This is a genomic window from Streptomyces sp. NPDC088194, from assembly GCF_040702025.1.
Taxonomy (GTDB): domain Bacteria; phylum Actinomycetota; class Actinomycetes; order Streptomycetales; family Streptomycetaceae; genus Actinacidiphila.
Map to the genome: position 1 here is coordinate 1 of NZ_JBFBIV010000127.1, position 20,006 is coordinate 20,006.

Sequence of the window (20,006 nt, forward strand, 5' to 3'; positions counted from 1 at the left end):
TCATCCGACAACACCAACTCGGCCTTCGGCCGACCCGTCCGCACCACAGACACAGCCTACCGTTATGAACAGAACTCCCGACTCAGAACACTAGGCCGTGTTTTGGAAGTAGCGCCGTCCGCCCAAAGGGCGGGGCCCGTGGCGTCTGGTGCTCCCCCACAGTCTGCGGCCTGGGAGGTGCCCCCAGATCGCAAGGCGGAGGGTTGTCCTCGTAGTGGGCCTACTCGGACAAGCCCGACAACGCAGCGAGCGTGCGTGCCAGGCGCCACGGGGCAGGCGGGACTTCCAAAACACGGCCTAGCACGGTGACCCGCTCCCCGCGGGGGTACGCGGGGGCGGGTCGCGTTCGCAGCCGGGTTCGGGGTGACCCGGACTGGTGATTCCGCCCACAACCGGTGCCCGTAAGAGCGCGCTGCGCAGCCGCCCGCTTTACCCTTCCTAGAACGTGGCGGGAGTCCGCCACCTAGGAGCCGGATCGGGGCGATGCGCCGCGCCCTCGGAGGTGTACCCCGCGATGAACCTCACCGTCGTCGGCTGCTCGGGCTCGTTCCCGTCCGCGGACTCGGCCTGCTCGAGCTATCTGCTCGAAGCCGACGGCTTCCGGCTGCTGATCGACATGGGCAACGGCGCGCTGGGCGAACTCCAGCGCCACTGCGGCCTGTACGACCTGGACGCGGTGCTGCTGAGCCATCTGCACGCGGACCACTGCATCGACATGTGCGGCTACTTCGTGGCCCGTTACTACCGCCACGAGGGCGGCCCGGTCTCGGCGATCCCGGTCTACGGCCCGGCGGGCACCGAGCGCCGGCTGAGCATCGCCTACGGCGACGTGCCGGACGAGAAGTGCATGAGCGAGGTCTTCGACTTCCGCACGCTGCGGCCCGGCGCGTTCCGGCTCGGCCCGTTCGAGGTCACCACGGCCGCGGTCAGCCACCCGGTGGAGGCGTACGGCTTCCGGATCGAGGCCGACGGCCGGACGCTGGCGTACTCCGGTGACACCGGACCGTGCGAGGCGCTGCGCGGCCTGGCCGAGGGCGCGGACCTGTTCCTGTGCGAGGCGTCCTTCACCCACGGCAAGGAGGACATCCCCGACCTGCACCTCAACGGGCGCGAGGCGGGGCAGATCGCCGAGGGCGCGGGCGTGGACCGGCTGGTGCTCACCCACATCCCGCCGTGGACCAACCCGTCGGTGAACCTCCGGGACGCGCAGGCCGCCTTCGCCGGTCCGGTGGAACTGGCGAAGGCGGGCGCGGTCTACGAGATCTGACGGAGCGACTACTTCGTCAGATCCTCGACTTCCTCCACGGGTTCACGCCCAGGTGTCTTGAGGTCGAACTTCACGATCGCGAACCGGAAGACGGTGTAGTAGACCGCGGCGAAGACCAGGCCGATCGGGATGATGAGCCATGGTCTGGTGGCGTGGTTCCAGTTGAGCACGTAGTCGATGAAGCCGGCCGAGAAGTTGAAGCCGGCGTGCACGCCCAGGCCCCAGGTGACGGCCATCGACGCGGCGGTCAGCACGACGTGCACCGCGTACAGGATCGGCGCGATGAACATGAAGGAGAACTCGATCGGCTCGGTGACGCCGGTGACGAACGAGGTCAGGGCGAGCGAGACCATCATGCCGAGCACGGCCTTGCGGCGCTCGGGCCGCGCGGTGTGCGCCATGGCCAGCGCGGCGGCGGGCAGGCCGAACATCATGATCGGGAAGAAGCCGGACTGGAACATGCCCGCGGTGTGGTCGCCGGCCAGGAATCGGGTGATGTCGCCGTGCACGACGGTGCCGTCGGGCTTGGTGAAGTCGCCGAGCTGGAACCAGGCGACGGTGTTCACGAACTGGTGCATGCCGACCGGGATCAGCGCGCGGTTGACGCCGCCGAAGAGCGCCGCGCCGCCCGCGCCGAGGCCGGTCATCCAGTCGCCGAAGTGCGTGATGCCGTTGCCGATCGGCTCCCAGACCAGGCCGAAGAAGACGCCGACGAGCAGGCCGACGAAGGCCATCAGGATCGGCACCAGCCGGCGGCCGTTGAAGAAGCCGAGCCAGTCCACCAGCTTGGTGCGGTGGTACCGCTGCCAGATCACCGCGGAGAGCAGCCCCATGATGATGCCGCCGAGCACGCCGGGGTCGTTGTAGACCGCGGCCACGTCCACGCCCTTGTTGGCGGTGGTGTTGATCACCGCGTCGTGCACCGGGAACGCCTGGAGGACCTTGCTGTAGACGAGGAAGCCGACGACCGCGGCGAGCGCCGTGGAGCCGTCCGACTTCTTGGCGAAGCCGATCGCCACGCCTATGCAGAACAGCAGCGGCAGCGCCCCGGTCAGCGCGCCGCCGGCGTTGCTGAAGACGGTGGCGACCTTGCCCCAGCCCAGGCCGTCCTTGCCGAAGACGTCGTCGGCGCCGAGCCGGACCATGATGCCCGCGGCGGGCAGCACCGCGATCGGGAGCTGGAGGCTGCGGCCGACCTTCTGCAGGCCCTGGAAAAGGCCGGAACCCCGCTTCTTCGCGGGGGCCGCGGGAGCCGCGGGGGCCGGAGCGGTGGCCGTACTCATCGAAAATCCTCCGTGGGGACAGGTCTATACCACTAAGTGGTGTAGACCTTTGTAACACGTGAGGCGGAGGGAGCGGAATCCTTGATTCCGTATGTGCTGCGCCACATCGGCCCGGCCGGCCCGCCGCCGCCCGGCGCTGCCCGATGTCGTCCATCCGTCGCCGTCGGCGCGCTGTCCGCCCGCCCGGCTCCTCGGGCTCCCGACCGGGCGTTTCCGGGTCGAAAGGGGGAGCGGCAAAGCGGACGAGAACATAGTAGACCAGCGCGAAGCGGGCGCCGACGATCGGCGACGGGCGCGGCCGGGTGGCCGGGTCGTAGTCGGCGGCGTGACCGATCGCTCCCGCGGCTCCCTTGCGGCGGCCCGATCGGGTCGGTCGCGTACAGTGGTCTAAACCACTGGTTGTGCTCCGGCGCGTTCCGTCGCCGCGGAGGGCGCCCCGCGGACGGGGTCGTCGGAGGCTGAAAGCGCCGCCCCCGGCGGGCCTTCGCCACCCGTGAAATGGGGCCAACCGTGGGTTAACGTGACATAACGGAAACATACCGACCCGCCGGCGGGTCCCGGTGGGCACGGGAAGCGCCCGGCGGGCCAGGACAACAGGAGAAGCAGATGGCCACCAAGGCAGAGAAGATCGTCGCCGGGCTCGGCGGAATCGACAACATCGAAGAGGTCGAGGGCTGCATCACCCGCCTGCGCACCGAAGTGGTCGACCCCACCCGCGTCGACGAAGCCGCGCTGAAGGCCGCCGGCGCACACGGCGTGGTCAAGATGGGCAACGCGATCCAGGTCGTCATCGGCACCGACGCGGACCCGATCGCCGGGGAGATCGACGACATGATGTAAGTGCGGGGGACAGGGGCGGCCGCTCACCCGGATAGGCTCAACCGCATGTCACGATTCGACGGCCGCACCCCCGACCAGCTCCGCCCCGTCACCATCGAGCGGGGCTGGAGCAAACACGCCGAAGGGTCCGTCCTGGTCGCCTTCGGCGACACCCGAGTGCTCTGCACCGCCAGCGCCACCCAAGGCGTACCGCGCTGGCGCAAGGGCAGCGGCGAGGGCTGGGTCACCGCCGAGTACAGCATGCTGCCGCGCGCCACCAACACCCGCGGCGACCGCGAGTCCGTCCGCGGCAAGATCGGCGGCCGCACCCACGAGATCTCCCGGCTGATCGGCCGCTCACTGCGCGCCGTCATCGACTACAAGGCGCTCGGCGAGAACACCATCGTCCTCGACTGCGACGTCCTCCAGGCCGACGGCGGCACCCGCACCGCCGCGATCACCGGCGCCTACGTCGCGCTCGTCGACGCGGTCGCCTGGATGCAGGCCAACCACCTGGTACGGCTCAAGGTCAAGCCGATCACCGGCACCGTCGCCGCCGTCAGCGTCGGCATCGTCGACGGCGCCCCCGTCCTCGACCTCGCCTACGAGGAAGACGTCAAGGCGGAGACCGACATGAACGTCGTCTGCACCGGGGACGGCCGCTTCGTGGAGGTCCAGGGCACCGCGGAGGGCGCGCCCTTCGACCGGGCCGAACTCGACGCGCTGCTCGCACTCGCCACCGGCGGCTGCGCCGACCTCAGCAAGCTCCAGCAGGCGGCCCTGGCCACCGTGGCCGACTGACGGCTCCGGCCGGCGGCCCCGCACCGGGCGCGGAGAGCACCCCTCTCCGCGCCCCGCACCCCCTACCCACACCCACCCCTATCTGCGCCCGCACCCCAGTTCGGGGGCAACCCTCCCTGCGCACGCCGCGTGTCTACAGATGCGCGTGGTACGCCGCCGCGCGCGGAGCCGGGGAGGGATCACCGCAATGAACCGCCGCCGCACCGCCGTTCGCACCGCCGTTCGCACCGCCCCACGCACCGCCCGCTTCGTACCCGCGCACGTCATACGGGCCACCGCCCCCGTACGCGCCCGCGCCATACGGGTCCTACGCGCCACCCGCGCCGAACGCCGTACAGGCGCCGCACCCGCCCACGGCAGGCGAACCGGCCGCTTCTTACGCACCCGCGCCGCCGTCCTGCCGCTCGCCGCCCTGCTCCTCGCCGCGACCCTCACCGCCTGCCACGGCGTCACCCGCGCACTGGACTGCGCCAAGACCGCCGCCACCGTCGCCGGCGACGTCCAGGACCTGCAGAGCAACGCCACCAACATCGGCCAGGTCTCCGACCCCAGCCGCCGCAAGGCCACCGTCAAGGCCCTCGACAAGGTGCAGACCGACCTCGACCGGATCGGCGACCGCCGCCACGACCCCGACGTCAGCCACGCCGTCTCCGACCTGTCCGCCTCGGTCCGCCGCGCCCGCACCAGCGCCGCCGACGGCCACAACCCCGACCTGCGCCCCGTCGGCAGCGCCGCCGGCCACCTCACCGCGGTCTGCGCCCAGGGATAATCGGTCCATGACCACCCGTCTCGTGCTCGCCACCCGCAACGCCCACAAGGTCACCGAACTCCGGGCCATCCTCACCGAGGCCGGCCTCGACAACGACCTGGTCGGCGCCGACGCCTACCCGGAGATCCCCGACGTCAAGGAGACCGGGGTCACCTTCGCCGAGAACGCGCTGCTCAAGGCACGCGCCCTCGCCGAGGCCACCGGGCTGCCCGCGGTCGCCGACGACTCGGGGCTGTGTGTGGACGTGCTCGGCGGCTCGCCCGGCATCTTCTCCGCCCGCTGGGCCGGCAAGCACGGAGACGACCTCGCCAACCTCGACCTGCTGCTCGCCCAGCTCGGCGACATCGAACACCCGCACCGCGCCGCCCACTTCGCCTGCGCCGCCGCCCTCGCGCTGCCCGACGGCACCACCCGCGTCGCCGAGGGCCGGCTGCGCGGCACCCTCCGGCACGCCCCGGCGGGCGCCGGCGGCTTCGGCTACGACCCGATCCTCCAGCCCGACGGCGAGGAGCGGACCTGTGCGGAGCTGAGTGCGGCGGAGAAGAACGCGATCAGCCATCGCGGCAAGGCGTTCCGGGCGCTGGTCCCGATGCTCACCGAACTCCTCGGCTGAGCCTGCCATCCATGAGTGAAGCCCACCCGGAACTCCCGGGTGGGCTTCACCTCACGTGCGGCCGGTGGGACTCGAACCCACATGGGATTTCTCCCACGGCGTCCTAAGCGCCGCGCTTATGCCAATTCAGCAACGGCCGCCAGCGGTGCCATGATATCGGGCTGCCGCATGCCGTGTCGGCCCGATATTCCGTCCCTGGCACTCCTATCCGGCCGGCCGCCCCGGAGGCCGCCCGCCCCGGCACCAGGTGGGCGTGACCGCATGGCAGTTCGGGCAGAGCAGCCGCAGGTTCTCGGCCCTGTCGTCGGTCCGGTCGCCGTTGACGTGGTCGACCTCAAGGGTGATCGGCCGCCCCTGCCACACCGGCGGTGTCCCGCACTCGGCACACCTCTCGGGAACGCCGATCTCGACCAGCGCCCTGCGCAGCAGATGGGTCTTCGTGCGTGCGGGGCCGTCGTGCCTGACCAGCACGTCCTTGGCGGCCCTGCGCGGGGTCGGGCCGGGCCGGCCCCTCTGGTGCGCCTGGCCGAGCAGGTGCGAGGTGTCGAGTTCGTCCTCGGCCACCCACTGCCGCAGCAGCGCCCGGGTCCGGCCGCCGTCCGACAGGCCGAGCGCGCGGAGCACACCCGCGATCGAGACCGCCTCGGCGACGGCTGCCCGCAATTGCTCGGCCGTGGGTCTGGCTGCTGCCCCGCGACGGACCACGCTGCTCACGAGACGCGCCCCTTCGCTCGTCCGCGGTAGGAGTCCGTCGCCGCATGGCAGTTGGGGCAGAGCAGCCGCAGGTTGGGCATGCGGTTGTCCCGCCAGTTCCCGTCGATGTGGTCGACCTCCAGCGGGAGGGGACGGCCGCGCCAGACCGGCCCTGTCCCGCACTGCGCGCAGCGCTCCGAGACGCCCCGCTCCAGCAGGGCCCGCTTGAGCCGGTCGCCGGGTATCCGCCGTGCGCGTGCGGGGTCCTGCACCACCAGGAGCGATTCCGGGGTCCGTGGCCCGCGCCGCTCACCCCGGCGGGAGGGCCGCACGAAGTGCGTCGTGTCGATCCCGAGTGCCCTGACCCGCCGAGTGATGTGCGTGTGATGGCCGCCGACCACCTCCAGGCCGAGCCGCCGCAGGACCTCGCACATGTTCGTCGACGCGGCCACGGCCGGTTCCAGGACGTCCTTGGTCCAACGCGCGCCCTCCCGTTGCAGGTGCGAGGTGTCGATCCCGTAGCGGCGTATGAGCGCCCGGATGTACTTCCGGGTCGGGCTGCCGGGGTCCACCCCGAGCCGCCGCAACGCCTCGGAGAGCGTCTGCGACAGCTCCAACGCCGCCGCGAGCCGTTCCTTCGTATAGGGGCTCGCCGTTCTCGCTGCCATGGCCGCCTCCGCAACCGTGCGCGTGTTCGTACTCTCGTACGGGTCAACGAAGGCGGTGGGTGGGGGTTACGTGGCGGGGGTGGTGGGGGTCAGACCTTCAGGTCGCGGAGGAGTTTGGCGACGTGGCCGGTGGCCTTCACGTTGTAGAAGGCGTGCGCGACCTTGCCCTCCGGGTCGACCACGAGGGTGGAGCGGATGACGCCGGTGACGGTCTTGCCGTACATGGTCTTCTCGCCGAAGGCGCCGTACGCGGTGAGGACGCTGCGGTCGGGGTCGGCGAGCAGGGTGACCTTGAGGGACTCCTTGTCGCGGAACTTCGCGAGCTTCTCCGGCTTGTCGGGGGAGATGCCGAGGACGTCGTAGCCGGCGTCGGCGAACACCGCGAGGTTGTCGGTGAAGTCGCACGCCTGCTTGGTGCAGCCGGGGGTGAGGGCGGCGGGGTAGAAGTAGACGATCACGTTGCGGCCGAGGTGGTCGGCGAGCGAGACCGGGTTGCCGTCGGCGTCCGGCAGGGTGAACGCGGGGGCGGTGTCGCCGGGGGAGAGACGGTCGGACATGAAGGCTCCTGGGGCAAACGGGGGTGCCGACGAGGCGCGGGCCGCGTCGTACTGACAGACTGTCCGAACGCTACCTAATCAGGCGATGGAGGCAGTGCGGTGTCGGAAGGTGCCAGGACGGCCGCTGAGATCGAGGCGGATATCGCCCGCAGGCGGCAGGACCTCGCGGTGACGCTTGACGAGATCGCGGTCCGGGTCCACCCGGTCACGATCATGCGGGACACCAAGGCGAAGGCGGTGTCCGCGCTGGACAACACGGTCGGGCAGGCCTATGTCGCGGCCAACCGCGCGGTCAGCCGGGCGCGGGCGCAGTTCGTCGACGAGGACGGCGCGCCGCGGATGGAGCGGATCGTGCCGGTCGCGGTGGCCGGGGCGGCGGTCGCGGCCGCGGTGGTCGGTCTCACCGTGTGGCGCCGTCGCCGGTAGGTTCGTCGGCGTGAGTTCGAAGAGTGCACACGACAAGCTGCCCATCCGCATGCTGCACGACCGCGTTCTGGTGCGGCAGGACAGCGGTGAGGGCGAGCGCCGCAGTGGCGGCGGCATCCTGATCCCGGCGACCGCGGCCGTCGGGAAGCGGCTGGCCTGGGCCGAGGTGGTCGCGGTCGGCCAGCACGTGCGGAGCGTCGAGGTCGGCGACCGGGTGCTGTTCGACCCGGAGGACCGGGCGGAGGTGGAGGTGCAGGGCGTGGCGTACGTCCTGATGCGCGAGCGCGACCTGCACGCCGTGGCCGCCGAACGCCTCCAGGGCGACGACTCGACCGGCCTGTATCTGTAGGACCCCCCCCGCCCTGTCCGCCCCCGGCCGCTGCCGGCCGGGGGCGTTGCCTTGCGTGCCGGTCAGGCCGGTCAGCCGCTCTGCCGGTCAGGCGGGTCTGCCGGTCTGGCTGGTCAGGCTGGTCTGGCTGTTCGAGCCGTCCTGGGAGCCGTCCCCGTCCTGCGGGGCGAGCGTGTCGGTGGGGCCGCCGCCGGGCGGCTGCACCGGGCCGGTGGGCACGGAACTGGTCGGCGGGGTGCTCGGTGTGCCGGGCGGCGTGGTTCCGGTGGTCGGCGGGGTGCTCGGTGTGCCGGGCGGGGTGGTTCCGGTGGTCGGCGGCGGGGTGTCGGTGGCGGGCGGTGTGGTGGAGCCGCTGTCCGGCGTGGTGGGCTGGTCGTTCTGCGGCGCGACCGTCTCGCTGCCCTTCTGGAGGTCGAGGTGGAAGTCGGTGACCGGCTGGTTCTTCAGGGCGGCGGCGGTGTAGTCGGCCCAGACGGCGCCGGGCGGGCCGCCGCCGTTGATCCGGCCGGTGTTCATGGAGCCGGTCAGCTCCTCCTGGGCGCCGTTGGTCGGGTTCATCCCGAACAGGGCGACGACGGTGGCGAGTTTGGGCGTGTATCCGGCGAACCAGGCGGCCTTGTCGTTCTCGGCGGTGCCGGTCTTCGCGGCTGACGGCCATCCGGAGTTCCGGGCGGCCGAGGCGGTGCCGGTGGGGCTGTCGACCACGCTCTTGAGCATCGCGGTGGTGGTGTCGGCGGCGCTGCGCGGCACGGACTGCACCGGCTTGCGGTCGGGCAGGTTCAGGGCGTTGCCGTCCTTGGTGACCTTCGCCACGATCGAGTACGGGATCTCCACGCCGTGGTTGGCGAGGGTCGCGTACGCCTGCGCCATGTCCAGCGGGCTGGCGCTGTTGGGGTTGGCCTGGCTGCTGCCGAAGGCGCCCAATGCCATGGCCGGGGTCTGCGGGATGTCGACGGCGTCGGGGATGCCGAGGTCGTGTGCGGTGTCGATGACCTTCTTGGTGCCGACGTCCTGTGCCATCTGCGCGAAGACGGCGTTGACCGACTGGTCCATCGCGCGGGTGACGGTGATGTTGCCGTAGTCGACGCCGTCCTCGTTGTTCGGGTGGTAGCCGACCGGGCCGTTCGGGCCCTGCACCTGGCGGCCGCTGTCGCCGTTGTAGACGGTGGTGGGGGTGATCGTCCGGCCGTCCTGGGTGGTGGACTGGTTCTGCAGCGCGGCGGTGAAGATCACCGGTTTGAACGTGGAGCCGGGCTGGTAGGTCCGGTTGGTGGCGCTGCTGACGTACTGCTTGGTGTAGTCGATGCCGCCGTAGAGCGCGACGACGTTCCCGGTGGAGGGGTCGATGGAGACGCCGCCGGCTCGGACGTACTTGTCCTGCTTGGTGTGGCCGAGCTTGTCGTAGACGTCGTCCTGGGCCGCCTTGACGAAGGCGTCCTCCTTGGGTTTCTGGATGGTGGTGACGATGCGGTAGCCGCCGTGGCTGAGCGCGTCGGCGTCCACGATGTGGTGGTCGGTGAGGTACTGGTTGACGGCCTCGATGATGTAGCCGCGCTGTCCGGCCTTGCTCGCGATGGGCTTGGGTTTGCCGATCGTCGGGAAGGTGACGGCGGCGCGCTGGGTCGGGGTGAGCCAGTGCTCCTTGACCATGCCGTCCAGGACGTAGTTCCAGCGGGCCTTGGCGGCGGGGGCGTTCTCGGGGTGCGCGGACAGGTCGTACTCGCTGGGTGCGTTGAGCAGCGTGGCGAGGTAGGCGGCCTGGCCGGTGGTGAGGTCGGCGGCGTTCTCGCTGAAGTACGCCTGGGAGGCGGCCTCGATGCCGTACGCGTTGCGGCCGTAGTAGCTGGTGTTGAGGTAGCCCTCGAGGATCTGGTCCTTCGTCTCGTTGCGGTCGAGCTTGATCGAGATGAAGAACTCCTTCACCTTGCGGGAGGCGGTCTGGCTCTGGGTGAGGTAGTAGTTCTTGACGTACTGCTGGGTGATGGTGGAGCCGGACTGCTTGCCCTTGCCGGTGGCGGTGTTCCAGGCGGCGCGCACCATGGACTTCGGGCTGACCGCGGACTCGTGGTAGAAGTTGCGGTCCTCCGCGGCGAGGGTGGCGTAGCGGGCGGTCGTGGCGACCTGGTCGAGCGGGATGCTCTGCCGGTTGACTGCGCCGTCGCGGGAGATCTCGGTCTTGCCGTCGGAGTAGAGGTAGACGTTGTTCTGCGCTATGGCGGCGGCGTTCGCGTCGGGGATGGACACCAGGGCGTAGCCGACGAAGAACGCGCCGACCAGGAGCAGCAGCAGGGCGAATGACCCGCCCAGGACCATCCGCCAGGTCGGCAGCAGCCGGCGCAGGCCGGTGCGGCGCGGGCGGCCGGACGAGGACTGGCGGGGTGCCCACCCTTCCTGTCGCAGTCCCTGCGGTCCCGACGGCGAACCGTTTCCGTGGCCGTCGCTGCTCCGGTCCGTACTCGGGTTCGGATCGTCACTCATGTCTGTAAGGACTCCTCGGCCGCCGTCAGGGTTGGCCTGCGGCGGTACATCATGGACCAACCGTTACGTACGCGCCCGTACACCCACGTAGTCCTCCGACTCCCACACTGTCGCATCATCCGCCCGGTGCCGACCGGCATCGGGTATCCGTGACAGGGCTGTGACGGGCCGTCCGGCGCAGCTCGCCCACCCGTTCGGCCCAGGAAAACCGTTGGCAGCGCTGGCCGGCCGAACGCTAGGGTCGGCGGTTTGTGTGCCAGGCCACGTGAGGGGGTTCACAGTCGATGGGCGGTTTCTACGTGGCGGTGGTCACGCGGGGCTTCCGCCGCTACTCCACGTACCGCGTCGCCACCGTCGCCGGTGTCTTCACCAACTGCGTCTTCGGGCTGATCATCAGCTACAGCTACCTGGCCCTGTGGGACCAGCGCCCGCATCTGGGCGGCTACAGCGAGGGCCAGGCGCTGACGTACGTGTGGCTGGGGCAGGCGCTGCTGTCGCCGATGGCGCTGATGGGCGGCGGGTGCGAGGACGAGTTGATGGAGCGGATCAGATCCGGGGACATCGCGGTGGACCTGTACCGGCCGGCCGATCTGCAGGGGTGGTGGCTGGCGCAGGACCTGGGGCGGATGGCGTTCCAGCTGCTGGGGCGCGGGGTGCTGCCGGTCCTGTGCGGCGCGCTCGTCTTCGACGTGGCGCTGCCGTCCACGCCCGTGACCTGGCTGCTGTTCGCGGTGTCGGTGGGGCTGGGCGGGCTGGTGAGTTTCGCGCTGCGCTTCCTGGTCGGGCTGAGCGCGTTCTGGCTGCTGGACGGCAGCGGGGTGAGCCAGGCCACGATGCTGACCGGGCTGTTCTTCTCGGGGATGCTGCTGCCGCTGACGGTCTTCCCGGGTGCGCTGGGCGAGCTGGCGCGGGCGCTGCCGTGGGCGTCGATGCTCCAGGTGCCCGCGGACGTGCTGCTGGGGCGGCACCAGGGCACCGGGGCGGTGCTGGCGCTGTGCGGGCAGGCCGGCTGGGCGGTGGCGCTGCTCGGCGCCGGGCGGCTGCTGCAGACGGCCGCGGCGCGCCGGGTGGTGGTCCAGGGTGGCTGAGACGGAGCTGCCGCGGCAGCCCGGCGGGTACGGCGGCGGCCGTGCTCCCAGCCGTGGTCCCAGCCCTGGTCCCGGCCGTGGTCTCGACCGCGGTTTCGGCCACGGCAGGGAGCCGTACGGCTCCGGGCGGTACGGCCTTCGGCGGTCGGCGTGGCAGGCCCGCGAGGCGGTGCGCGCGTACGGCCTGATCGTGGGGATGTGGGTGCGCTCCACCATGGCGTACCGCACGTCCTTCTTCCTGACCGCGCTCGGCAACTTCGTCGCGACCGGGCTGGACTTCGCCACGATCGTGATGATGTTCTCGCACATCCACCGGCTCGGCGGCTTCTCGCTGCCGGAGGTGGCGTTCCTCTACGGCGCGTGCAGCACCTCCTTCGGCATCGCCGACCTGGTGATGGGCTCCATGGAGCGGCTCGGCCGCCGGGTGCGCGACGGCACCCTGGACACGCTGCTGCTGCGCCCGGTCCCGGTGATCGCGCAGGTCGCCGCGGACCGCTTCGCGCTGCGCCGGGTCGGCCGGCTCACCCAGGGTGTGCTGGTCCTCGGCTGGGCTTTGCTGCGGGTGGACGTGCACTGGACGGTGGTGAACGTGCTGATGGTGCCGATGATGCTGCTGTCGGGCGGGGTGATCTTCAGCGCGGTGTACGTGGCCGGCGGGGCGTTCCAGTTCTGGGCGCAGGACGCCTCGGAGGTGCAGAACTCCGTGACCTACGGCGGCAACACGATGCTCCAGTACCCGCCGGGGATCTTCGCCCGGGACCTGGTGCGGGGCGTCACCTTCGTGGTGCCGCTCGCCTTCGTCAACTGGCTGCCCGCGCTGTACGTGCTGGGCGAGCCCGATCCGCTCGGCCTGCCCGGCTGGCTGGACTTCGCCTCCCCGGCTGTCGCCGTGGTCTGCTGCGCGCTCGCGGCCACGGCCTGGCGGGTGGGCCTTCGTACGTATCGCAGCACAGGGAGTTGAGGGAGCCGACATGGTGAGCGACACCGAGGGGCCGGTCGAGCGGGGCCCGGCCGTCGAGCAGGGCCCGCGCGTCGCGGGCGAACCGGCTGTCGAGGGCGAACCGCACGTCGGGGGTGAACCGGTGGGCGGCCCCGGCGCGGGGTCGGCTGTCGCCGATCCGATCATCGAGCTGGACGGGGTGGAGAAGGTCTTCGACGTACGCCGCAAGGCCGGGCTGCTGCGGCGCGAGCGGCACCAGGTGCGGGCGGTCGACGGGATCACCTTCAGCGTGCCGCGCGGCGAGATCGTCGGCTACATCGGGCCGAACGGCGCGGGCAAGTCCACCACGATCAAGATGCTCACCGGCATCCTCAACCCCAGCGCGGGGCGGGTCCGGGTCGACGGGATCGACCCGGCCCGGGACCGGACCCGGCTGGCCCGGCGGATCGGCGTGGTCTTCGGGCAGCGCACCACGCTGTGGTGGGACCTGCCGCTGCGCGACTCCTACGAGCTGGTCCGGCGGATGTACCGGATTCCGGCCGCCGCCTACGCCCGCAACCTGGGTGCCTGCGTGGAACTCCTCGACCTCGGGCCGCTGCTGGACGTGCCGGTACGGCAGCTCTCGCTCGGGCAGCGGATGCGCGGGGACATCGCGGCGGCGCTGCTGCACGACCCCGAGGTGCTCTACCTCGACGAGCCGACCATCGGTCTCGACGTGGTCAGCAAGAGCCGGGTGCGGGACTTCCTGCGCGACTTCAACGCCGAGCGCGGCACCACGATCCTGCTCACCACGCACGACCTCACGGACATCGAGAGCCTGTGCCGCCGGGTGATGGTGATCGACCACGGCAAGGTGATGTACGACGGCGGGCTCGGGGGGCTGCACGCGGTGGGGGAGAGCGAGCGGACGCTGGTCGCGGACTTCGCCCGCGAGCTTCCTCCGGTGGAGTTGGCGGGGGCGCGGCTGGTGTCCGCCGACGGGCCGAGGCAGTCCTTCGCGTTTCCCGCGGGGGCGAGCGCGGCGCCGCTCGTCGCCGAGCTGGCGACTCGGCATCCCCTGGTGGACCTGTCCATCCGCGAGCCGGACATCGAGGACGTCATCGCGCGGATGTACGGGCGCGCCTGACCCCCCGGGGTGCCAGGTGCTGTCGGGTGAGGGACACCCGCCGGTGGGGGGTGCGCGCACGTCCTCGCGCCCCTTGGCAGGTGACCCTCCGTCCCGACGGAACGCGCCACCCTAGAGGGTCGTCAGCGCCGCGTGGACGTGGTCGGCGGCCGCGGGGGTGGTGGAACCGTGGGCCGACAGCCGGACGGAGTCGGGGCGGACGGTGGGCGTGACCCCGTGGGCGTGGAGGGCGGCGGCGACGTCGGCGGCGGGGGTGCGGGGCATGCGGAAGGAGAGGATGCCGCCGCGTTCGGCGGGCGCTTCGGGGGAGAGCAGGTGGCCGCCGCAGCGGTGTACCACCTCGATCAGTTCGTCGAGCCGCGCGGAGACGTGGGCCTCGATCGCGGGCACGCCGACCTTCTCCACGAGGTTCAGGGCGGCTTCGAGGCCCGCGGCGGCGACCGGGCTGAGGTTGGTGACGCTCCAGCGCTGGGCGCCGTCGGCGGGCGGGTGCCCGCGGTCGTCGAAGAGGGCGGCGTCCTGGACGCCGGTCCACCCGGTGAGGGTGGGTTCTAGGCGTTCCAGGGCGCGGTCGGAGAGGGTCGCGAACCCGGTGGACCAGCTCGCGCGCAGCCACTTCTGCCCGCCGGTGACCACGACGTCGGCTGCCTGCCAGGGCAGGTCGGCGACGCCGAACCCCTGGATGGCGTCCACGATCAGCAGCCGGTCGGGGCCGATCACCTCGCGCAGGGCGGCGAGGTCGGCGCGGTATCCGGTACGGAAGTCCACCGCGCTGACCGACAGCGCGACCACGTCGTCGCAGAGCGCGACCCGTACCGCGTCCGGGGTGACCCGCCCGTCCGGGGCGGCGGTCAGCCAGTGCGGCACGGCCCGGCCGAGCCCGGCCGACCGGCGCCAGGGGTAGTGGTTGGCCGGGAAGTCGCCGGCGGGCACCAGCACGGCGCCGCCGGGCAGGCCGAACGCGGCGTGGAACATGCCGGTGGAGGCGTTCGGCAGGAGGACCGTGTGCGCCGGGTCGGTGCCGGCCAGCCGCGCGGCGGCTTCCCTGGCCCGTTGCTCCGCCAGCATGAGGTCGTTCACGGTGTGCCGGTCGGCGCGGGCGGACCGGTTCAGCGCGTCGGAGGTGGCGGCGAGCACCTGGCGGGACGGGGGGCCGTAGCGTGCGAAGTCGAGATAGCCCGCGGGCTCCTCGAAGTGCTCGGCGTATCCGGGCAGCCCTCCGCCGGTGCGCTGCGGTGTCATCGGGGTGTTCTCCTGGGGTCTGCGGAACGGTTCTGGGGGTCTTCGCACGGGCGCGGGGGCCCGCGGGAGGCGCCGGGAACCTGTCGTACGTTCCCAGACTGGCAGTGGCGGTGAGAATACCCGGGTGGAGCCGATGGACACGGGGCGAGTGGACGGCGCGGGCAGCGCGGACGACGCGGGCGACGCGGAGGGCGCGGGCGCGGCGGCGCGGTCGCGCGCGGATACGGGGCCCGGGCCCGGGCCGGGTGGTCCGGGCGCTACGGGTGGTCCGGGTGCGCCGGGTGCCGACCCGGACGAGGCGCGGCGGGCCGGCGTACGCCGGATGAAGCTGATCGCGACCGGCTTCCTGCTGGTCGCGACCGTGGTGTACGGCCTGGCGAAGTGGGCCGGATCACAGGGCGCGGGCGGCTGGGCCGGTTACGTGGCGGCGGCGGCCGAGGCGGGCATGGTGGGTGCGCTCGCCGACTGGTTCGCGGTCACCGCGCTCTTCCGCCGCCCGCTGGGCCTGCCGATCCCGCACACCGCGATCATCCCGACGAAGAAGGACGCGCTGGGTGCGAGCCTCGGCGACTTCGTGGGCGAGAACTTCCTCTCCTCCGACGTCGTACGGACCCGGCTGCGCGCGGTCGGCATCGGGTCGCGGCTGGGCGGGTGGCTGTCCGAGCCGGCCAACGCGGACAAGGTGACCGATCAGGCGGCGGCCGCGCTGCGCGGCGCCCTGCGGGTGCTGCGCGACTCCGACGTGCAGGCGGTCGTCGGTGAGGCGATCACCCGGCGGGCCGAGGCCCACGAGATCGGGCCGGGGCTCGGCAAGCTGCTGGAGCGGGTGGTCGCCGACGGCGGCCACAAGCGGCTGGTGGACCTGGTGTGCGTACGCGCCCACGACTGGCTGGTGGAGCACGGCGACTCCGTGATGGTGGCGGTGCAGGGCGGGGCGCCCGGCTGGACGCCGCGGTTCGTGGACCGCAGGATCGGCGAGCGCGTCTACAAGGAGTTGCTGAGGTTCGTCACCGAGATGCGGGACTCGCCGGGGCACCCGGCGCGTGGTGCGGTGGACCGGTTCCTCGGGGATTTCGCGGGCGAGTTGCAGTCCGACCCGGACACCCGGGCGCGGGTGGAGCGGCTGAAGAGGGATCTGCTGGCGCGCAGCGAGGTGCAGGACCTCATCGCCAGTGCGTGGGGCGCGGTGCGGGCGATGGTGGTGGCCGCGGCGGACGACGAGCACAGCGAGTTGCGGCGGCGCGCGCGGACGTCCCTGCTGGCGCTCGGTGCGCGGTTGAGCAGCGACGCGCGGCTCCAGGCCAAGGTCGACGGGTGGCTGGAGGACGCGGCGACCTATCTCGTGACGACCTATCGCGACGAGATCACCTCGCTCATCAGTGAGACCGTCGCGGGGTGGGACGCGGAGCAGACCTCCCGCAAGATCGAGGCCCACGTCGGGCGTGACCTCCAGTTCATCCGGATCAACGGGACGGTGGTGGGCGCGATGGCCGGGCTGCTCATCTACGCGATCTCCCGCGTGGCGGGTGGCTGAACCCCCCGGGGTGCCTGGTGCTGTCGGTCCAGGGACCACCTGTCGGCGGGGGGTCTCGCTGGGGGTACCCCCTCCGGGGGAGTTCCCCGCGCCCCTGAGTGACTGCGGCTCCTTCCGCGGAAAGAGGGCCGACCTCAACGGCGCCGGCCGAAGGCGGCTTCGGGGAGACGTTGACGGGTCGGGCGGTTCGCAGGGAGGATCGGGGGAGACATCCGATGACCTGGTGAGGGCAGGGTGGCCCGTCCCCCGCCGGAGGCGCCCCCCAGGGGGTCGGCGGACCCTGAACCACGTATGGAGTGCACCTGTGAAGCTGTTGCGTGTCGGACCCGTCGGGGCGGAACGCCCGGCCCTGCTGGACCGCGAAGGCGTCCCGCGGGACCTCAGCGGGATCGTCTCCGAGATCGACGGGGCGCTGCTCGCGGACCCGGCCGCGCTCGCGCGGATCGCCGCAGCGGAGGCCGAGGGCACGCTGCCCGCGCTGGACCCCGCGGAGCGGGTCGGCCCGCCGCTGGCCCGCATCGGCAAGATCGTCTGCATCGGGCTGAACTACCACGACCACGCCGAGGAGACCGGCGCCCAACCGCCCGCCGAGCCCGTGGTGTTCATGAAGGCACCGGACACCGTGGTCGGCCCCGACGACACCGTGCTGGTGCCGCGGGGCAGCGAGAAGACCGACTGGGAGGTGGAGTTGGCGGTCGTCATCGGGCGCGAACTGCGGTACGCCGCCTCGCACGAGGAGGCGATGGCGGCCGTCGCCGGGTACGCGGTGGCGCACGATGTGTCCGAGCGGGCCTTCCAGATCGAGCGCGGCGGGCAGTGGGACAAGGGCAAGAACTGCGAGACGTTCAACCCGCTCGGCCCCTGGCTGGTCACCGCGGACGAGGTGCCGGACCCGCAGGCGCTGCCGCTGAAGCTGTGGGTGAACGGCGAGTTGAAGCAGGACGGCTCGACCGCGAGCCAGATCTTCCCGGTGGCCGAAGTGGTGCGCTACCTCAGCCAGTTCATGACCCTGTACCCGGGTGACGTGATCAACACCGGCACCCCCGCGGGCGTGGCGCTCGGGCAGCCCGAGCCCAAGCCGTACCTCAGGCCCGGTGACGTGGTCGAGCTCAGCATCGACGGACTCGGCCGCCAGCGCCAGGAGTTCAAGGGCGCCTGACCCCTCGGGGTGGCCCGGAAGGGACCACCCCGGCGGGTCAGAGCCGTACGGTCTCCCCGGTGGCCGCGGAGCGGTGGGCCGCTTCGATGACGTCCAGGGCCGCGGCGGCGTCGTGTGCCGTCACCGGGGCGGCCGCACCGGTGCGGAGCGCGGCCGCCACGGCCGCGTAGTACGCGGGGTAGTCGCCCGGGAGGGTGGGCACCGGGGCCGTGGTGCCGTCCGAACCGGCCGAGCCCTCGGTGCCGGCGGTGCCCCGGTCGGCGGGCGGTGCCTCGCCCCACGGGGTGCCGTCGCCCGGGCGGCGGCCGGCGCGGAGGGCCGCCTCCTGCGGGTCCAGCCCGTGCACGACATACCCCGCGGTGCTGCCGAGCACGCGGAAGCGCGGCCCGAGCAGCGGCGTGACGGCGCTCATCCACAGGTGGGAGCGCACCCCGGAGGCGTGGGTGAGCGCGATGAAGGCGTCGTCGTCGGCGCTCGCACCCGGGCGTACCGCGGCGGCCTCGGCGTAGACCAGCGCGGCCGGGCCGAAGAGCGCGAGCGCCTGGTCGACGAGATGCGCGCCGAGATCGTAGAGCAGACCTCCGATGTCCGCCGGGTCGCCCGACTCCCGCCAGCCGCCCTTGAGCTGGGGGCGCCACCGTTCGAACCGGGACTCGAAGCGGCGCACCTCGCCGAGCGCGCCGCGCTCGATCAGATCGCGCACCGTGCGGAAGTCGCCGTCCCAGCGGCGGTTCTGGAAGACGCCGAGCAGCAGGCCGCGGGCCTCGGCGAGCGCGGCGAGGGTACGGGCCTCGGCGGCGGTGGCGGCCAGCGGCTTGTCCACGACCACCGGCAGCCCGGCCTCCAACGCCTCGGTGGCCAGCGGCACATGGGTGCGGTTGGGGGAGGCGAGCACCACCAGGTCGAGTTCCCCGGCCCGCGCCCACAACTCCTCGGCACGGTCGGCGAAGCGTACGCCCGGGTGTTCGGCGGCGGCCTGCGCCCGGCGTTCCGGGCTGCTCGTGACGATCGTGTCCAGGACGAGGCCGGGGGTCGCGGCGATCAGCGGGGCGTGGAAGAACGAGCCGGCCGGACCGTATCCGACCAGGCCGACCCGCAGCGGTGGGGGAGTGCTCATGCCGTCACTCTCGCACGACCCCCGGCGCGGCCCTCCGGCCGGCCGCGGCGGGGCGGGCACCCGGCCCGGGTGGGCACCCGTACGCCCGTACGCAGGCGGTATGCCGGGGACGGGCCCGGGGGCCGGCCGGGCGTGGCCGACGGATCTGGGAGGATCGTGGGATGAGTGATGCGGCTGATTCCCGGGCCCCGATCCGCGCGGGCATCCCGGAGCACGGCCGGGTGCCGAAGTACTTCGCGGTGAAGACCCGGCTGGAGGGCATGCTCGACGACCTCGGGGAAGGCGGGCTGCTGCCGACCGAGCGGGAGTTGGCGGCGGACTTCGCGGTGGCGCGGGAGACCGTACGGCAGGCGCTGCGCGAACTGCTCATCCAGGGCCGGGTCCGCCGCAAGGGCCGCGGCACCGTGGTGGCCGGGCCCAAGCTGGTCCAGCCGCTGTCCACGGCGAGCTACACCGAGGGCGTACGGCGGCAGGGCCGCGTCCCCGGGCGCAATCTGATCGGCCTGGAACAGCTGGAGGCCGACCCCACGCTCGCCGCCGAGCTGCGGATCGGGACGGGGGACCCGGTCTGGCACATGGAGCGGGTGCTGCTCGCGGACGAGGAGCGGGTCGGACTGGAGAGCACGTACCTGTCCGTCGCGCGACTTCCCCATCTCGCACGGGACTTCGCGCCCGACACCTCCTTCTACGCGTTCCTGAGCGAGCGGATGGGGCTGGCGCCGACGGTGGTGGACGAGCGGATCGAGACGGTGCTGGCGACGCCGCGGGAGGCGTTGCTCATCGGCACGCCGCCGGCTTTGCCGATGCTGCTGCTGCACCGGTCGAGCAAGGACGCGTCCGGGGTGCCCCTGGAGCGGGTGCGGTCCCTGTATCGGGGGGATCGGTTCAGCTTCACCGTCCACCTGGACTAGGAGCAATACCGGTGACTTTGGTGGTGTCTGGTCGTTGGTTGGTGTGTGCCAAGGCCTGGACAGGTGAAGTGGTCGGGGGTTGAGCGGTTCTCGGATCGGATCGCGTTGGGGGTGCTCACGCGGGCTTTCCCGCCCGAGTTGATCGACGAGGTCGTCGCCGAGTGTG

Annotated in this window: 20 protein-coding genes and 1 tRNA gene; 13 read left to right on the forward strand and 8 right to left on the reverse strand. The window is 72.2% G+C overall.

Annotated elements, in window-relative coordinates; genetic code table 11:
- The first annotated feature begins 514 nt into the window (after positions 1-514).
- Positions 515-1,267 (forward strand): MBL fold metallo-hydrolase, encoded by a 753-nt coding sequence (locus tag AB0399_RS37010; RefSeq protein ID WP_328464527.1) that lies wholly within the window; start codon positions 515-517, stop codon positions 1,265-1,267.
- An 8-nt stretch (positions 1,268-1,275) separates the two neighbouring features.
- Here AB0399_RS37010 and AB0399_RS37015 read toward each other — a convergent pair whose 3' ends face one another.
- Positions 1,276-2,550, reverse strand: coding sequence for a PTS transporter subunit EIIC (locus AB0399_RS37015; RefSeq protein WP_329369106.1), 1,275 nt, complete (start codon positions 2,548-2,550; stop codon positions 1,276-1,278).
- Between the two features lie 606 nt (positions 2,551-3,156).
- On the opposite strand from AB0399_RS37015, the gene AB0399_RS37020 reads away from it, so the two are divergent.
- The 4 genes from AB0399_RS37020 to rdgB all read left to right on the forward strand — a co-directional run bounded on the left by AB0399_RS37020 (position 3,157) and on the right by rdgB (position 5,552).
- On the forward strand, positions 3,157-3,390 hold the full coding sequence (locus AB0399_RS37020; protein ID WP_328464523.1) for a PTS glucose/sucrose transporter subunit IIB: 234 nt from the start codon (positions 3,157-3,159) through the stop codon (positions 3,388-3,390).
- A gap of 45 nt (positions 3,391-3,435) precedes the next feature.
- Positions 3,436-4,170, forward strand: a complete 735-nt coding sequence (rph, locus tag AB0399_RS37025; RefSeq protein ID WP_366414279.1) for a ribonuclease PH — start codon at positions 3,436-3,438, stop codon at positions 4,168-4,170.
- A 187-nt stretch (positions 4,171-4,357) separates the two neighbouring features.
- A complete protein-coding gene (locus tag AB0399_RS37030; RefSeq protein WP_366414280.1) occupies positions 4,358-4,939 on the forward strand; it encodes a hypothetical protein in 582 nt (193 codons plus the stop codon).
- A gap of 7 nt (positions 4,940-4,946) precedes the next feature.
- Positions 4,947-5,552 carry an RdgB/HAM1 family non-canonical purine NTP pyrophosphatase gene (gene rdgB / locus AB0399_RS37035; RefSeq protein WP_329369110.1) on the forward strand — a complete coding sequence of 202 codons (606 nt, stop codon included), beginning with the start codon at positions 4,947-4,949 and terminating at the stop codon, positions 5,550-5,552.
- Between the two features lie 56 nt (positions 5,553-5,608).
- Here rdgB and AB0399_RS37040 read toward each other — a convergent pair.
- From AB0399_RS37040 to bcp, 4 genes are all read right to left on the reverse strand, one after another.
- Positions 5,609-5,692, reverse strand: a tRNA-Leu gene (locus AB0399_RS37040).
- A gap of 64 nt (positions 5,693-5,756) precedes the next feature.
- Positions 5,757-6,266, reverse strand: a complete 510-nt coding sequence (locus tag AB0399_RS37045) for an HNH endonuclease (protein ID WP_366414281.1) — start codon at positions 6,264-6,266, stop codon at positions 5,757-5,759.
- Complete coding sequence (locus AB0399_RS37050) at positions 6,263-6,913, reverse strand: HNH endonuclease signature motif containing protein (RefSeq protein WP_366414282.1); 651 nt, start codon at positions 6,911-6,913, stop codon at positions 6,263-6,265. The genes AB0399_RS37045 and AB0399_RS37050 overlap by 4 nt, the downstream gene beginning before the upstream one ends.
- An 89-nt stretch (positions 6,914-7,002) precedes the next feature.
- Positions 7,003-7,470, reverse strand: a complete 468-nt coding sequence (gene bcp, locus AB0399_RS37055; RefSeq protein ID WP_366414283.1) for a thioredoxin-dependent thiol peroxidase — start codon at positions 7,468-7,470, stop codon at positions 7,003-7,005.
- Between the two features lie 99 nt (positions 7,471-7,569).
- Here bcp and AB0399_RS37060 point away from each other — a divergent pair, with 99 nt between their 5' ends.
- Both AB0399_RS37060 and AB0399_RS37065 read left to right on the forward strand, forming a co-directional pair.
- The gene (locus AB0399_RS37060; protein WP_329369115.1) at positions 7,570-7,896 is read left to right on the forward strand and encodes a DUF3618 domain-containing protein; all 327 of its coding nucleotides are present in this window, start codon (positions 7,570-7,572) and stop codon (positions 7,894-7,896) included.
- A 49-nt stretch (positions 7,897-7,945) separates the two neighbouring features.
- Entirely contained in the window at positions 7,946-8,245 is a 300-nt protein-coding gene (locus AB0399_RS37065) for a co-chaperone GroES (protein WP_328474117.1), read from the forward strand.
- Positions 8,246-8,332: 87 nt separating this feature from the next.
- On the opposite strand, the gene AB0399_RS37070 is transcribed toward AB0399_RS37065, so the two are convergent.
- Positions 8,333-10,723: a transglycosylase domain-containing protein gene (locus AB0399_RS37070; RefSeq protein ID WP_366414284.1), complete on the reverse strand. Its 2,391-nt coding sequence runs from the start codon at positions 10,721-10,723 to the stop codon at positions 8,333-8,335.
- A 284-nt stretch (positions 10,724-11,007) separates the two neighbouring features.
- On the opposite strand from AB0399_RS37070, the gene AB0399_RS37075 reads away from it, so the two are divergent.
- From AB0399_RS37075 to AB0399_RS37085, 3 genes are all read left to right on the forward strand, one after another.
- A complete protein-coding gene (locus AB0399_RS37075) occupies positions 11,008-11,811 on the forward strand; it encodes an ABC-2 family transporter protein (RefSeq protein WP_366414285.1) in 804 nt (267 codons plus the stop codon).
- Positions 11,812-12,007: 196 nt separating this feature from the next.
- Positions 12,008-12,772, forward strand: a complete 765-nt coding sequence (locus AB0399_RS37080) for an ABC transporter permease (RefSeq protein ID WP_329374271.1) — start codon at positions 12,008-12,010, stop codon at positions 12,770-12,772.
- Between the two features lie 10 nt (positions 12,773-12,782).
- Positions 12,783-13,877 carry an ATP-binding cassette domain-containing protein gene (locus AB0399_RS37085; protein WP_366414286.1) on the forward strand — a complete coding sequence of 365 codons (1,095 nt, stop codon included), beginning with the start codon at positions 12,783-12,785 and terminating at the stop codon, positions 13,875-13,877.
- A 111-nt stretch (positions 13,878-13,988) separates the two neighbouring features.
- Here AB0399_RS37085 and AB0399_RS37090 read toward each other — a convergent pair whose 3' ends face one another.
- Positions 13,989-15,119, reverse strand: a complete 1,131-nt coding sequence (locus tag AB0399_RS37090) for an aminotransferase class V-fold PLP-dependent enzyme (RefSeq protein ID WP_366414287.1) — start codon at positions 15,117-15,119, stop codon at positions 13,989-13,991.
- Between the two features lie 133 nt (positions 15,120-15,252).
- Between AB0399_RS37090 and AB0399_RS37095 the strand changes: the two genes are divergently transcribed.
- Complete coding sequence (locus tag AB0399_RS37095; protein ID WP_366414288.1) at positions 15,253-16,653, forward strand: DUF445 domain-containing protein; 1,401 nt, start codon at positions 15,253-15,255, stop codon at positions 16,651-16,653.
- A gap of 304 nt (positions 16,654-16,957) precedes the next feature.
- Positions 16,958-17,812 (forward strand): fumarylacetoacetate hydrolase family protein, encoded by an 855-nt coding sequence (locus tag AB0399_RS37100; protein WP_366414289.1) that lies wholly within the window; start codon positions 16,958-16,960, stop codon positions 17,810-17,812.
- 37 nt (positions 17,813-17,849) lie between these two features.
- Here the strand turns inward: AB0399_RS37100 and AB0399_RS37105 are convergent, their stop codons facing one another.
- The gene (locus tag AB0399_RS37105; RefSeq protein ID WP_329369126.1) at positions 17,850-18,929 is read right to left on the reverse strand and encodes a Gfo/Idh/MocA family oxidoreductase; all 1,080 of its coding nucleotides are present in this window, start codon (positions 18,927-18,929) and stop codon (positions 17,850-17,852) included.
- A 161-nt stretch (positions 18,930-19,090) separates the two neighbouring features.
- Between AB0399_RS37105 and AB0399_RS37110 the strand changes: the two genes are divergently transcribed.
- Positions 19,091-19,840 (forward strand): GntR family transcriptional regulator, encoded by a 750-nt coding sequence (locus AB0399_RS37110; RefSeq protein WP_329369128.1) that lies wholly within the window; start codon positions 19,091-19,093, stop codon positions 19,838-19,840.
- Positions 19,841-20,006: the final 166 nt, after the last annotated feature.